This window comes from Helicobacter canis (assembly GCF_008693005.1).
GTDB lineage: Bacteria > Campylobacterota > Campylobacteria > Campylobacterales > Helicobacteraceae > Helicobacter_B > Helicobacter_B canis.
In genome coordinates this window covers 155,129-169,155 of sequence record NZ_VXKE01000001.1, presented here as the reverse complement: position 1 = coordinate 169,155, position 14,027 = coordinate 155,129, and the positions used below count along the sequence as shown (strand labels likewise).

The following is a 14,027-nucleotide window of genomic DNA, read 5'->3' as shown; positions in this document are numbered from 1 at the left end:
AAAAAGTAAAATTTAAGACTACAAAAGGGAAAAATAAGCTAGAATAGTCCCAATTTCTTACAAAAAGGAGAGAAAATGCAGAGCGATGCGGTCTTAGAATATGACTATTCTATAGCAAAGTTGTTTTTATACTCCACCTTGGCATTTGGGTTTATCGGTATGCTTATTGGTGTGGTGCTTGCGTTTCAGTTGGCGTTTCCAGATCTAAATTATATTGCTGGTGAGTATGGTATTTTTGGTAGATTGCGACCATTGCATACAAATGGGATTATTTATGGTTTCACGCTAAGTGGGATTTGGGCAGCTTGGTATTATTTGGGGCAAAGAGTGCTTAAGATCACTTACCACCAACACCCATTTTTGAAGTTTGTGGGGTTGGCGCATTTTTGGATTTATATTTTGCTACTTGTTTTGGCGGTTATCACTCTGTTTGCTGGGATTACGCAGTCTAAGGAGTATGCAGAGCTAGCTTGGCCACTTGACTTGCTTGTGGTTGTGGTATGGGTGCTTTGGGGTGTTAGTATGTTTGGCTCTATGGGTGTGCGTAGAGAAAATGTGATCTATATCTCCTTGTGGTATTTCATCGCTACTTTTACTGCTATTGCCGTGCTTTTTATCTTTAATAACCTTGCTATCCCTACTTACTTTGTCGCTGGGACAGGAAGTATCTGGCACTCAATTTCGCTCTATGCAGGTAGCAATGACGCGCTTATCCAGTGGTGGTGGGGGCATAATGCTGTGGCATTTGTTTTCACCTCTGGGATTATTGGTGTGATTTACTACTTCTTGCCAAAAGAATCTGGGCAGAGCATATTCTCTTATAAGCTTACGCTATTTTCATTTTGGAGTTTGATGTTTATCTATATTTGGGCGGGCGGACACCATGTTATTTACTCCACTGTTCCTGATTGGGTGCAGACACTTGGTATGGTGTTTTCCGTGATTTTGATTCTACCTTCTTGGGGGACAGCGGTTAATATGCTGCTTACTATGCGTGGGCAGTGGCATCAGCTTAAAGAATCACCATTGATAAAATTCCTTATGCTGGCAGCTACATTCTATATGCTTTCCACACTTGAAGGTCCAATTCAATCAATCAAGTCTGTTAATGCTCTTGCACACTTTACTGACTGGATTGTTGGGCATGTGCATGATGGTGTGCTGGGCTGGGTAGGATTCACGATTATTGCTGCTTCTTATCATATGCTTCCTAGAATGTATAAGCGAGAGATCTACTCACGCAAGATTATGGATATACAATTTTGGATTATGACAATAGGGATCGTATTCTACTTCTCTAGTATGTGGATCGCTGGTATCACACAAGGAATGATGTGGAGAGATGTGGATCAAAATGGCTACCTTGCTTACCAATTTATCGACACAGTGAGCGTGCTTTTCCCTTACTACTTGATAAGAGCGATCGGCGGGACAATGTATCTAGTGGGCTTTGTAATGTTTATCTACAATGTTGTAATGACTATAACAGCAGCGAGACAGCTAGAGAGCGAGCCTAAGTCTGCTTCACCTATGGCTGCATAAGGAGGAATCTATGTTTAGTTGGTTGGAAAAAAATCCATTCTTTTTCACGGTAGCGTTTTTGATCGTGTTCTCTATTGCTGGGCTTGTGGAGATTTTGCCTGATTTTTCTAAGTCTTCTCGCCCAATCGTTGGGCTTAAGCCTTACTCTTTGCTGGAGACAGCAGGGCGTCAGGTGTATATAAATGAGGGTTGCTACAATTGCCACTCACAGCTCATTCGTCCATTCCAAGCTGAAACTGATCGTTATGGTATGGCAAGTATCAATGGTGAGTATGCTTATGATCGCCCATTTTTATGGGGATCTAAGCGCACAGGACCAGATCTTCATAGAATTGGTGATAGCAGGACGACTGATTGGCACGAGAAACATATGCTAGATCCAAAAAGTGTTGTCCCAGCTTCTATAATGCCAGCCTATAAGCATCTTTACACTAAGGATGCAGACTTCAATACAGCGTATGCTGAGGCATACACGCAGATGAAAGTGTTTGCTGTGCCATATAATACTGAGGGTGGTGTTGCTATTGGGGCAGATATTGAAGAGGCGAAAAAAATCTACCTGCAAGAAGCCCAAGCAATCGTTGATGATATGAAGTCTCAAGAGATAAAAGATGCTTTGGAAAAGGGCGAAGTGAAAGAGATCGTGGCATTAATAGCTTACCTTAACAGCTTAGGACAAGAGCGAAGAACAAAATAGGTGGTTTGATATGAGCGCGGAGACTATAGAGTATCTACGAGTGGGCGTGTATTTTGTCGTAACAGCTGTTCTTATTGTGTTTTTGTATTCTTATGCGGTTTCTATGTGGAGTCGGCAAAAACACGGAATACGCGATTATGAGAAGTATGGCGAGTTAGCTGTGCGTGATGACTTACACGATGATCTTGTAGAGCCTAGAATTACACAAAAGGAGCAGAGATGAATTGGTTGAGTGATAGTGTCAATGTAATCGGTTTATTGGGTGCAGTGGCGATCTTGGTGATCACTATCTATGTGGTTGGTTTTTATGTTAAAAAGATGAAAACAGCGGAGAATGATGGTGAGCTGACAGAGCATGATTGGGATGGTATTAAGGAGTATAAAAACGACATTCCTATGGGGTGGCTTGTAATCTTTATCTTGGTCATTATTTGGGGATTCTGGTATATGTTTTTTGGCTATCCCCTTAAGAGCTTTTCACAAATTGGACAATATAATGAAGAAGTCAAGGCTAGCAATGAGAAGTTTGAGCAGCAGTGGCAAAATCTTACACCACAAGATAAGATCGATATGGGCGAGGGGATTTTCCTAGTGCAGTGCTCACAATGCCACGGACTTAATGCTGAAGGTATCAATGGTCAAGCGCAAAATCTTCGTGCTTGGGGCAAGGAAGAAGGCATTATCCACACTATAGAGATGGGAAGCAAGGGGCTTAATTATATTGCTGGGGATATGCCTCCCGGATTGCTTACTAGTGATGATGAAAAGCGACAGGTCGCAGCCTATGTTATGAAGACTTTTTCACCTAGCAAATCTACTAAATACTCACAAGCTGATGTGGAAGCTGGGAAAGCTGTTTATCAAAATGTTTGTGCTACTTGCCACGCTAATGATGGGAGTGGTAATGCAAATGGCATAGAAGGCTTTGCTTCTAACCTTAATACTTATGGGGATTATGTGCTTGTTGAGCAGGTTTTGAGAAATGGTAAGAAGGGCTTTATAGGCAAGATGCCTTCTTTCAACTATGCAAACTTTAGCGAAAGACAAGTAGAGGCACTAGCTGCTTATATTAGCTCTCTAGCAGTGAATGACTAATTTAAGGAGTAAGAGATGAATGGACTATTTGGTGTAAATGGGCTTTTGGGATATTTGGTGGCGGTTTTGCTTGTTGTCGTGCTTGCCATAGGCTTTGGCTTCTTGGCAGTGAGTGTCCAAAGTGCAAACGCGCAGAACTACTATGAGTTTAAAGACTACAAAGACATTAAAGCACAAAGTGTAGAAAATAAAAATTTCTTCCAAGATGCACAATAAAGGAGAGTTTGATGTTTACAGCAGCAGAAAAATTATTGGGTGCGTTGTTAGTTGTTTTGGGTGTTGTGTCTATTGTGATTGCCTTTATTCCTGATGGGCTTTTACATCTAGTGTGAAGGAATGGCTTGAAGCTATTTTTAAAAAGACTTGCTTTAATTGCGCTATGTTTTGCTTCTGCATTACTATATGCCGATAGTAGTAGCCGATCCCCTAATGGCTATGTTATCGGCAATACACACGGCGTTCTTGTGTCAAAGACACAGGAGCTAATACAACTTCTCTCAGCAGAGATTTTTCAAAAGACCGGCATTAGAGTGTATGTTGATATTATTGATGATATTGCTATCCCTCCAAAATATCCAACTAAGCAGGCGCGCAAAGAATATCAATCGATAGTTTATGCGCAGCTTCAGCAGCCCTATGTTGTTGTTTCGCTATTTGTGCAAAAGCGGAAATTTGACCTTATTAGCAGTAGTGATTTGCAGGCATTTCTTGGGGCAAAAGTGTTGGATTCTGTGTATTTTGACTATATGGCACCGCTTATCCCAGAAAAGGAGCAAGACATTACACCGCAGCGTCTTTCGGCGATTTTGCTCAATGGCTATGCTGAGATTGCTGACATAATCGCTAGCCAATATGCTGTAAAATTTGAGCACAATATCAGCACAAACGAGCAGGGCGTGCGCTCTTTTGTGCGTTTTATTATGTATGCTATGGTGCTGATTTTGCTGGGGCTTTTTGCGCTTGCGCATTTTTCTCGTAAATCTTCTTCATAAGGATTCTATATGGGAGTAAATATTTCAAATAATTCTGTCCAAGATTCTAATACTACGCAAAAAAAGCCGAGAAATTTGTGGCCCTATGGCATTTTGCTTGCGATTTTTATCGGTATCATTTTGATTTGTATCTCTGTGTATATTTCTGTAAAGCACCCGGTTTATGACGATCGTCCATTTTTTCAAAAGCATTCTGATACAGACACGATGATCAATCAGCTACTTGAAGACACAAGTGCATTGCAAGAGCATTATGATTTTTACATTCAGGCAAATCTCAAGCCCACAAAAGATAGTGTGCTAAAGCCAAATTCCCCATACTTACGCCCTCCACATAGAGATAAGCAAGAAGATAACTCGCCAAACATCTTACTTACCAAAACGCTTAATACAATCTACTTGCTTGCTGACAAGGTTGATAGTAAATCCCAAACCTTGCCGGAGCTTAGTATCGAGGTGTTTATCCAAAAAATAGGCGATATTAAAGCCCAAGAGATTTATATTTATGACACTAAAGATGGCTCATTTGTAAAGAGTGTTCCAGAGCATAAGGGCGCGCAGATTCCAATAGGAAAGATGATGTTTGACGCTAGGGAGCAGGTGTTTGTAAGCCCATCATTTGAGATAGAGCCAGAAGGACGCTGGATTATCTCGCTACAAATTACAGCCAAGCAAAATCCAGCACAGCAAGGCGCACAGGATTGCTGCAAGGATCTCTTTGTCGTGCTGGAAAAAGAGTTTTTCAGTATGCCAAAGCCACAATAGATGCTAGATTTTATTGTGCGCTCCAATGCTTGTGCGATTGATCGGGTGCGTGTTTCTTCCTATTTTGCGCGCTATTCTTATGCGTTTGTGATGTTAGAGATCGTGTTTGCGCTTGTTGTCATTGGGGTGGCGTTTGGGATTCTAGCGCAGTTTTATCTCTCTAGGTCTGCAAGTGGCGAGCTACCCGTAGCTGAGCTAGACATCGTGCAGGAGAAAGCACTCCAAGAGCTAGAATCTAAAATCGCCCCAAAGCCGCACATTATCCTTGGTAACGATGGATTGTTTTGCGAGGGGGAGCTATTTAGCACTACTCAGTCTCAAAGCACCTTTAAGCTTTTTGTCCCACAAGTATGCGACAAGCCAAAGTCTCCGTAGCTTCCAGCACTGCAAGGGCATTTGTGCTAATGGAGCTTGTGTTTGGTATTGTGATTTTGTCACTTATCTCTATTACACTAGTGCAAGTCGCCCTATCGCTTCACAGGCACTCTATCGCAAAAACTAGCGTAAGCCTTGCGCAAATTTCACTATCTAATACCGCAGATATTGTGCGTAACTACCTAGAGACAGAATCTAGCTTTGTATTTGTAGATTCTACACTGCAGAGCGCATCGCATACGATTAGCCTGCAAGGAAGCGCGCTATTTCTTGATGGTGTGTTATTGGCACAAGATATTACGAGATTTGATGTAAAGACCTTGCCTAATAGTGCCTTTAGCATAGATGTATGCACAGATCTTGGCAGTAAGACATTTTGTATCAATCGTGTAGGCTGGCTACGCTAATGCAGCCAGCAAAGCCCAATCCACACTCCAAAGTATCAAAAGCCTATGCCTTGCTCTATGCAGCTATGTTTTTACTACTCATTAGCTTTTTTCTCACAAGTCTCCGCACAAGCACGGGTATTACGCTAGATAGGCTGACAAACTCGCATATACGATTCCAGTCTGCTTTGTATCTACGCTCGCTAGAGCAAGTAGCTAGAATCTGCCTTGCCTCGCATATTACTTCTGGGGATTTTGTGCTAGATGCTGATTATATAGGTGGGTTTGAGATCATTGGAGATAGGGTAGCTATGTATATTGAAGCCATCAATCGCCGCACAGGGCAAACTATCCGCAGCACGAAAGAATTGACATTAACACCATAGCGCACGCTCAATCTTGGTGGGATTTGTATAGATAGATTCTAGCTTTAAGTATTGTAGATGTAGGACTTAAGAAAGTGGTGCGGAAGAGAGGACTTGAACCTCCATGCCTTGCGGCGCCAGATCCTAAGTCTGGTGCGTCTGCCAGTTTCGCCACTTCCGCAAACAAATAAAATGGGCATTATAGTCTATAATGTTTAAAAGTAGCTGAAAATGCGACTTTAAGGGCTGGTAGTGGCGCGCGGCTTGGATTCTAGTGGCATTAGTTATGAGTATGGCTTGGACTTGGCGTGATTTATCTCTTTGTTATATTAAAAGCTTATAATCTCGCCAAAATTTAAAAGGATAAGAATGGAAAAGAAAAAGCGCGTTTTGGTGAAGTTTTCTGGCGAGGCATTGGCTGGGGAGAATGGCTTTGGGATTGAGCCAAAGATTCTTAGCTACATCGCAGAGGAAATCGCTTCGCTACTAGAAGCGGATATAGAAGTGGGCATTGTCATTGGCGGGGGGAATATTATCCGCGGAGTAAGTGCGGCGCAAGGTGGGGTGATCCGCCGCACAAGTGGGGATTATATGGGTATGCTAGCCACAGTGATCAATGCCGTGGCTATGCAAGAAGCCCTAGAGCATAGCGGCGTTGATGTGCGAGTGCAAAGCGCGATTGAGATTAAAGAAATTTGCGAGAGCTATATTTACCGCCGTGCTATTCGGCATTTAGAAAAGGGGCGCGTGGTGATTTTTGCCGCTGGGACTGGGAATCCATTTTTCACCACAGATACGACAGCCACGCTGCGTGCGGTAGAAATTGGGGCGGACTATGTGATTAAAGCCACAAAGGTTGATGGTGTGTATGACAAAGACCCTAAGAAATACCCTGATGCCAAGCGGCTTGATACTATCTCTTATGACGCGGCGTTGGCTGAAAATATCAAGGTAATGGACGATACAGCAATCGCTCTAGCTAAAGATAATCGCCTCCCTATCATTGTCTGCAATATGTTTAAAGCAGGAAATCTCCTTGAAATCGTGCGTGATGGCAAGGGTGTGTTTTCTGTCGTGCGATAATCTTAAGCTATTGCGATGATACGCTTACTTGTTGTGCGCTTATGTGGCTTTGTGGGAGTTCTATGCACGCTTTCTATGGCAAATGCCCCAGCCACGCTTGAACGCTTTGTGCCGCTGGTGCTAGAATCTAAGCAGAGCAAAGTGGATTCTAGCAGTGCCAAGCCCCAAGCTACACTGCCTCCACTTAGCAAGACGCCTCAAGTGCGATTGTGGGATTTAAGTGGGCAGTATGTGGAGCAATTTTCTCCTGCGATCGCGCATTTACGCAAGCTTGCTACAACACAGGAGCAAAGAGACTTCGTCAAAGCCTATGAAGTGTTTTTCCGCGTGGCTTTGCTGCGCTTTGCCACAGAGTATGTGCGCGATAATGGCGGCTTGGCTGCTTTCTTCGATACAGATTCCATAGTAGAATCCAAAATCGTTGTGCCAAAAGAAGAGCACGCACACAAAAAGATAGAACTTGCTTGGGAGAGCTTTTTGGCAGAGCAAAATGCCTTTGTCCTAAGCTTTGGGGGAGAGTTTTTCCACTTTCTTAGCAGCTACAAGCCGCCCAAAGTTTGCATAAGCGGGGGCTGCGGACACGAGAGTGAGCTATTTAATCTTGCCAATACTTTCCGCTCGCTCCAAAGCAAAGATCCACAGCTGCAAGAAGTCTTGGGGTATGGTATGCAAGGCTTCGCGCTTTTTGCTCTAGTTGCTAATATCCAAGATTCTGGCGAGCTATTCAAGGACTTGGGCTTTGAGAGCTTGCGTGCTTATCCTAGCAAAGAGCTTGAGCCACTTATAAAGGAGCTGCAAGGCTTTGAGGATAATGCGTGGTTTGGGGCATTTCTAGGGTATTTTGCACACGAGTATCTTTCCAGACTCTACCGCGCTAAATACCTCTTGCGCCTTTACACGCAAAAAAGCAAAACCAAGCAGATCTTAGAATCTATGGCACAAAGTGGGCTTGCTCCCTGCCTAGATTCTGCTATTTTGCCAAAGCAAGCTCAAAAGCTCTGCTTACAAGGTGCGTATATATCGCAGAGTGATTTGCCAGATATGGTAAGGGGAGAGCGAGTCTTTTTCCTACAAGATAGGCAGAACTGCTTCGAGCTATACTATACGCAAGATAGGGAGCAAGATAAAGCAAAAGACTCCACGCATTTGCGTCTAATCCCAAGCCCCACAAATACCAGCGCGATGTGTCAAACGCTCCAAAAAAGCGCGCAAAAGCTTGTGCAAGAATCGCTAGAAGAATCACTGCAAGACCCTGCGCCGCCTGCTCCAGCGCCCATAGATTCTGCCCTATCTCCCAAGCAGCAAGCAATCCTAGCGCGCATACAATCCCCAAGCTTCGCGCTTGACTTGCAAGACTTCAGCAAGCTTTCAAGTGAAAAAATCAGCGAGCTATGCCAAAAGGGCAGCATAAAAGCGTGCCAAATCACCGCTGCTCGCACAAAAGATCTAAGCCTTTTGCTAGCAAATTGTAAGGCAGGGGTGGGGGAGTCTTGCGCGATGTTTAGCGAGCTAGTGCTATCAGGGCAAGCAACAAGCAAAGATGAAGCAAAGGGCAGAGATACAAAAAAGGGCGCAGAAAAGGCTAAGGGGAGCAAAGTGGGCATTACAGAGGTGCTAGAATCTAGCAAAAGGGGCTGTGAGCTAGGGCATAGCGGCTCGTGTGCTATGCTAGGTGAGCTACTTGCGCTAAGGCAGGAGCAGATCAAGCACTTTGCAAGCAAGGGGATTGATGTCTCATCGCTTCCGCGCGATCTAGCCGGCTCACTGCCCTACTTGCAAAAATCCTGCGCGCGCGGAGAGGAGCTAGGCTGTCTAGGGCTTCTCGCGCGTGCTAAAGAATATGAAGCAGCCAAGATTGTGGATTCTGCCAAAGAGCTTGTAGCAAGTGCTTGCGCGCCATTAGAATACCTGCTAGAAGGCTGCGATAAAACAAAAGCAAATGCAATCCTAGAAGTGCAAAAGACCTTTATGCTCAAAGTGATTTATAAAGATGGCAAGCTGACAAAGGCGGATTTAGCGCAGTTTGAAAAGGTGTGCAAAGATGGCTCAAACCTCGCGTGCAGGACACTTATGCGCTCTTATGATAAGGTTTATGATAGCCCTAAGAAATATAGAGATAGCCTGCGTGCGGTAGCCGAGCTTGCTTGCGCGCGTGATGATAGCGAGAGCTGCGCTGTGCTAGCTGGGCTAGAATCCACCAAATCAAAAGGAGGCATTAAGCAAGCCCAGCTCTATAAAAAGGCGTGTGATTTGCTTGAGATTGAGCGCGCGGGCTATGTGGATAGATTGCGTCTCAATAGTTATGCTAGCTGCTCGAAAGTGGGCGATGCATTTTGGCTAGGCAAGGGAGCTGGAAAAGACAGGCAAAAAGCGCAGATCTACTACTACCAAGCCTGTGAGAATGGCGAAGATGGCGCGTGCGATAAGCTGCACTCCACACTGCGCTAGCTAGATTCTAGCTTTTTGCATTGCCACGCAGTGCAAGCACCACTTGCAACACAGAGAAAGACATTGTTTTAAAAAGATTCCAAGGATTGTGGATAGGCTTAGTGGGCTTTTTGGGATAGGAGTTACCTAAAGTGGTAATGACTATCTCAAAAACCCATAATCGCGCTAATGTTATCCCAAGACTGAATCTATCGCCCTAGAATCCACTTGTGAAAAGTGGATTCTACCTACTCGATGACAAACTCCCTAGGATTAAGTCCGCAGCCTTCTATAAGCCTTTTAAGATTCCTGCCCACATCTCTTAGAGCCGCATTGCTTACAAAGTAGAATCCTAGCTTTTCAAAGGGCACGATCAGCGTGCCATCTCTGCGCCTAGCAGCAGCCTTAGTGCTATCCCAGTAGATATAGCTTGGTAGCTCATCGCCCGTATAGCTCTCAAAGGCGTCTCTAGCATTCTCTAGCAAATACTCTATGACAGATTTTGCTAGATAGCTAGCGTTTCTTGCAAAGTGTCTTTGCCCATTGGGGAGTGTTATGCTTGAGAATTTATGGAAAGTTAGGTCATCATCAAGGCTTTTGCTAAGCTCTCTTGCGCGGTATTCCTTGGGCAAATCTTGGAACATCGCCACTTGGCAAAACTGCTGCGCTAGATACTCGCTCCTAGCTAGCACTTCATCTATCCCCCAAGAATCTGTGCTGTTGATAAAATAGTCGTTTAAATGCAAGGAGCTATGCTTGTCCATTAGCTCTATCTTTTCCTCATAGGGCTTGTTGCTAAGCTTTAGATTCTGCCCTGTAAGGGTTAGATTCCCAAAGTTATTGCAATAATCTTGCTCAAAAGTGTAGTAGTCCCCTACCAGATCGCGCCACTCCTGTGTGGCACTCTGCGGGTAGAAATGCTCCACTTCTAGCTCCTCTTCTCGTGGTGGCTCGACATTGCTTAGCTTTTCTATCTCAAGCAAGATAAATTTACAAATATTTCTTAGTGAATAGGCATTACGCGTAGCAAATGCCTGCTTAATGCGATCATCATTTGGGAAAATCCCTCTGCCAAATTGCCTGCCTAAATATCGCTTCAGCCCATCAGCTGAAACTTCATCGCCCAAATCTCTATACAAGCTATATAGAATCTTATTAAGTGCGGCAGTCTGCTCTCCGCATACACTTCTGCGCACATAGTAGCTTATAAGGATTTGTAAAATTTCATAGAAGTTCTCATAATCTAGCTTGCCTTCTTCAAAGTCTCTTGCCAAGCGCAGGACAAAGGGCTTTGCCACGCCAAATTTAATGCTTACCAAAACACCCACAAGCTTGCGTAAATTTGCTAGCTGCTGCGCAGTGGCATTAGGCTGCTCTAGCCCATATTGATGCCCTTCTAAAAAAACTTGATAGATTCTGCCATACTTGCGCATATCACGCATAAGGGCTTCTATATCATCAGGGAAATGCTCTCTGTGGTGGGCTTTTAGGCTGTAGTAAATCTCGCGCTCCCCTTCTTTGACCTTATCTTCATAGTAAATACGCAAATAAGTTAGGATAAACTCGTTTAGATTTTTTGATTCACCTTTTGCATCTACGCCAAGCCACTCTTCTAAAGGTATCCAATACTTTTCATACAGCTCTTGCTGTTTAGCAGAATTCTCGCCCATCATTAGATAATTTCGTATGAGATCTAGCCCTGTTAGCTGCACGCCTGTGGCGTTGATACTCTCAAACACCACTTGCGGATCATCATCGCCTAGCTCTAAGCCTATACCTACAATCTTAAGCCGCAAAAACGCTCCATAAATCTCCTCTATGCTATATCCCTTGGCTAGATAGTTATCAAGCTCTTTTAGGAAAAATGCATAATTCTCCCTGATATGCGATTTGCCTTGTATTTCTGTCCAGCGATTTTGCATCACAAGATCAAAGGCTTCTCTATCTCGCTTGATGGGCTTAAGGCGGAGTTTCTGTCCTTTTGAGAGACTTAGTAGCCTGCTAATCTCATCTTTTATGCTCTCATCTTGTGTCTTTGTCTCTAGGGCTTTAAGCAGGAGCATAATCGTGGTGATCCGCTGCTGCCCATCGATGATGACAAACTCTTGCAGCTTTCTTAGGCTGTTTTCTTCATCGATAAAATGCAAAATATAGGTGATAGAGCCCATAAAGTGCGTTTTCTCATTTTTAGCGATACTCACAACATCTTCTAGTAATTTAGCGCAGTTTGTTTGCGCCCAAGTGTAGTTGCGCTGATATACAGGGATAGAAAACATCGTATTTGTTAGGGCAAAAAAGTCGTTTATGGTGGATTGGCTTGCTTTCATTATGACTGCTCCTTAAAAGTGATCGCGCTTACCGCCCAAGCATTAAATCAAAAAAAAAAAAAACGAGCTTAAATTCCTAAAAAATCCTAGAATCTAGGTTAGAATCTAAGTGCTTCTTGTGCTAGCTTATTTTGCGGGGATTGTTTTTATAAAGAATGTCTAAGCTTAAACTTCACACAATTTCAGTCAAGTTTAAGTATTTCTAGCTTAGAATCACACCTTGTTTAATCGTGTGGCGCGTGTTTGTAGCACACATCACTTGCAAGCATAAAGCAACTATTAGAGTAAAGGAGATCTTATGAATATGACACGATCGATGAAAGCAAGCGAGATCACGCGAGAGTGGCATCTAATCGATGCGACAGACAAGACATTTGGGCGACTTATCACCGAGGTGGCGACTCTGCTACGCGGTAAGCATAAGCCCATTTACACGCCTAATGTCGATTGCGGGGACTTTGTGGTCATCATCAATGCGACCAAGGTGAAGTTTAGCGGTGTGAAGCTACAGGATAAAGAGTATTTCACGCATTCTGGGTATTTTGGCAGCACAAAGTCTAAAACTTTGGAAGAAATGCTTAACAAAACTCCAGAGAAGCTCTACCACCTAGCAGTGCGCGGTATGCTACCTAAGACGAAGCTTGGTAGGGCGATGATTAAAAAGCTTAAAGTCTATCAAGGCAGCGAGCACCCACACACAGCTCAAATCTCAAAAAGCAAGTAAAGGACATAGGAAATGGCAAAAGTGTATGCAACAGGGAAGAGAAAAACAGCAATCGCAAAAGTATGGCTAAGTAATGGTAGCGGCAAGCTTGTGGTCAATGATATGACGCTTAATGAATGGCTTGGCGGACACGAAGCGATTAAGAAAAAGGTGCTTCAGCCTCTTGTGCTAACCAAGCAGGAAAAGTCCGTAGATATTGTGGCTAAAGCCTTTGGCGGCGGGTATTCTGCACAGGCAGAAGCTGTGCGCCACGGGATTTCTAAAGCGTTGAATGAATACGATAGGGCATTTCGCGCGATCTTAAAGCCTAAAGGCTTGCTTACACGCGACTCCCGTGTCGTTGAGCGCAAAAAATACGGGAAGAGAAAAGCTCGCCGAAGCCCACAATTCTCCAAACGCTAGGCTTTTCTACGCCGTTTGCTTGCGCTTTTTGGGCGTGCTTGCTTTGGCGCACGATAAGGCTTTTGGCTAGAATCTAAGTAGCGCGGTGCTTGGCTAGCTAGATTCTAGCCCTTGAAGTGCTCTAAGTAGTGCTGGATTTATGGCTAGATTTTGGGCTACGCTTGCAAAGCTATCTTGCGTGAAAAAGTGTGTGCGCACAAGTGGCACACCTTGCAGCAGGCTATGTCCTTGCAAAAACTCATCGATATAATCATCGCTACATTTTTCACCGCTTTTGTGTTGGTTCTCATCATTGTAGCTATCTGCCATCATCGCTACACATAGCAGGGGGATATTATGCGCTTTTAGGGCGTGCGCACTTAGTAGGATATGATTGATACACCCCAAATAATACCGCCCCACAAGGATACAGGGCTTTGGATTCTGGTAGAGATACTCTAGGGCGCAAAGCCTATCATCAAGTGGTGTGAATAGCCCGCCTGCTAGCTCTATGGCGAGATTTTGCGCATTTGGGATAGAGATTTGCTCTGCTTTGTAGTCGCGCTGCTCTAAGAGCTTGGCGATATGTGGCGAAGCTGCTGTGCGCAGGCTTATGCCATTATCAAACACTTCGCACTCTGGCACAAAGCGGCGGATAAAGTCGCGGTCTTCTATCTCTCCTGCTTGGATAAGCTTACAATACCCATAAGAAAATGCCTTGCAAAAAAGTGCGCTAAAGTGCGTTTTGCCCGTGTCGGTGTGGATCCCTGCGATATAGATTTGCGCCATTTATGCTCCTTAAGCTGCCTGCCATTGTATCAAAAGCCAAAGGGTTGTGCTACAATGCGCTCTTTACCCTTAGGAGCGA

At 44.1% G+C, this 14,027-nt stretch carries 16 protein-coding genes and 1 tRNA gene; 14 read left to right on the top strand and 3 right to left on the bottom strand.

Annotation, left to right across the window (positions count from 1 at the left end; translation table 11 throughout):
- The first annotated feature begins 75 nt into the window (after window positions 1–75).
- From ccoN to F4V45_RS00740, 10 genes are all read left to right on the top strand, one after another.
- Window positions 76–1,542 (top strand): cytochrome-c oxidase, cbb3-type subunit I, encoded by a 1,467-nt coding sequence (gene ccoN, locus F4V45_RS00785; protein WP_023929045.1) that lies wholly within the window; start codon window positions 76–78, stop codon window positions 1,540–1,542.
- Window positions 1,543–1,552: 10 nt separating this feature from the next.
- Window positions 1,553–2,239, top strand: a complete 687-nt coding sequence (gene ccoO, locus F4V45_RS00780; RefSeq protein WP_023929043.1) for a cytochrome-c oxidase, cbb3-type subunit II — start codon at window positions 1,553–1,555, stop codon at window positions 2,237–2,239.
- Between the two features lie 10 nt (window positions 2,240–2,249).
- Window positions 2,250–2,462 carry a cytochrome c oxidase, cbb3-type, CcoQ subunit gene (locus tag F4V45_RS00775; RefSeq protein ID WP_150336623.1) on the top strand — a complete coding sequence of 71 codons (213 nt, stop codon included), beginning with the start codon at window positions 2,250–2,252 and terminating at the stop codon, window positions 2,460–2,462.
- The gene (gene ccoP, locus F4V45_RS00770) at window positions 2,459–3,334 is read left to right on the top strand and encodes a cytochrome-c oxidase, cbb3-type subunit III (protein ID WP_023929039.1); all 876 of its coding nucleotides are present in this window, start codon (window positions 2,459–2,461) and stop codon (window positions 3,332–3,334) included. Before F4V45_RS00775 ends, ccoP begins: the two co-directional genes overlap by 4 nt.
- A 15-nt stretch (window positions 3,335–3,349) precedes the next feature.
- Window positions 3,350–3,550, top strand: coding sequence for a DUF4006 family protein (locus tag F4V45_RS00765; protein ID WP_023929038.1), 201 nt, complete (start codon window positions 3,350–3,352; stop codon window positions 3,548–3,550).
- A 125-nt stretch (window positions 3,551–3,675) separates the two neighbouring features.
- Window positions 3,676–4,326, top strand: coding sequence for a hypothetical protein (locus tag F4V45_RS00760; RefSeq protein ID WP_150336622.1), 651 nt, complete (start codon window positions 3,676–3,678; stop codon window positions 4,324–4,326).
- A 9-nt stretch (window positions 4,327–4,335) separates the two neighbouring features.
- Window positions 4,336–5,091: a hypothetical protein gene (locus F4V45_RS00755; protein ID WP_150336621.1), complete on the top strand. Its 756-nt coding sequence runs from the start codon at window positions 4,336–4,338 to the stop codon at window positions 5,089–5,091.
- Entirely contained in the window at window positions 5,092–5,466 is a 375-nt protein-coding gene (locus F4V45_RS00750; RefSeq protein ID WP_150336620.1) for a hypothetical protein, read from the top strand.
- On the top strand, window positions 5,442–5,873 hold the full coding sequence (locus tag F4V45_RS00745; RefSeq protein ID WP_150336619.1) for a hypothetical protein: 432 nt from the start codon (window positions 5,442–5,444) through the stop codon (window positions 5,871–5,873). Before F4V45_RS00750 ends, F4V45_RS00745 begins: the two co-directional genes overlap by 25 nt.
- Window positions 5,873–6,238 carry a hypothetical protein gene (locus tag F4V45_RS00740; protein WP_150336618.1) on the top strand — a complete coding sequence of 122 codons (366 nt, stop codon included), beginning with the start codon at window positions 5,873–5,875 and terminating at the stop codon, window positions 6,236–6,238. Before F4V45_RS00745 ends, F4V45_RS00740 begins: the two co-directional genes overlap by 1 nt.
- A 75-nt stretch (window positions 6,239–6,313) precedes the next feature.
- Here the strand turns inward: F4V45_RS00740 and F4V45_RS00735 are convergent.
- Window positions 6,314–6,398 (bottom strand) — tRNA-Leu (locus F4V45_RS00735).
- A gap of 188 nt (window positions 6,399–6,586) precedes the next feature.
- Here F4V45_RS00735 and pyrH point away from each other — a divergent pair.
- Together pyrH and F4V45_RS00725 are read left to right on the top strand one after the other, a co-directional pair.
- The gene (pyrH, locus tag F4V45_RS00730; protein ID WP_150336617.1) at window positions 6,587–7,300 is read left to right on the top strand and encodes a UMP kinase; all 714 of its coding nucleotides are present in this window, start codon (window positions 6,587–6,589) and stop codon (window positions 7,298–7,300) included.
- A 15-nt stretch (window positions 7,301–7,315) separates the two neighbouring features.
- A complete protein-coding gene (locus F4V45_RS00725; RefSeq protein ID WP_150336616.1) occupies window positions 7,316–9,748 on the top strand; it encodes a tetratricopeptide repeat protein in 2,433 nt (810 codons plus the stop codon).
- Between the two features lie 227 nt (window positions 9,749–9,975).
- Here F4V45_RS00725 and F4V45_RS00720 read toward each other — a convergent pair whose 3' ends face one another.
- Complete coding sequence (locus F4V45_RS00720; protein WP_150336615.1) at window positions 9,976–12,054, bottom strand: DUF262 domain-containing protein; 2,079 nt, start codon at window positions 12,052–12,054, stop codon at window positions 9,976–9,978.
- 304 nt (window positions 12,055–12,358) lie between these two features.
- Between F4V45_RS00720 and rplM the strand changes: the two genes are divergently transcribed.
- Entirely contained in the window at window positions 12,359–12,778 is a 420-nt protein-coding gene (gene rplM, locus F4V45_RS00715) for a 50S ribosomal protein L13 (RefSeq protein WP_147600339.1), read from the top strand.
- A gap of 12 nt (window positions 12,779–12,790) precedes the next feature.
- Entirely contained in the window at window positions 12,791–13,180 is a 390-nt protein-coding gene (rpsI, locus tag F4V45_RS00710; RefSeq protein WP_023929024.1) for a 30S ribosomal protein S9, read from the top strand.
- A 93-nt stretch (window positions 13,181–13,273) separates the two neighbouring features.
- On the opposite strand, the gene bioD is transcribed toward rpsI, so the two are convergent.
- Entirely contained in the window at window positions 13,274–13,948 is a 675-nt protein-coding gene (gene bioD / locus F4V45_RS00705) for an ATP-dependent dethiobiotin synthetase BioD (RefSeq protein ID WP_150336614.1), read from the bottom strand.
- Window positions 13,949–14,027: the final 79 nt, after the last annotated feature.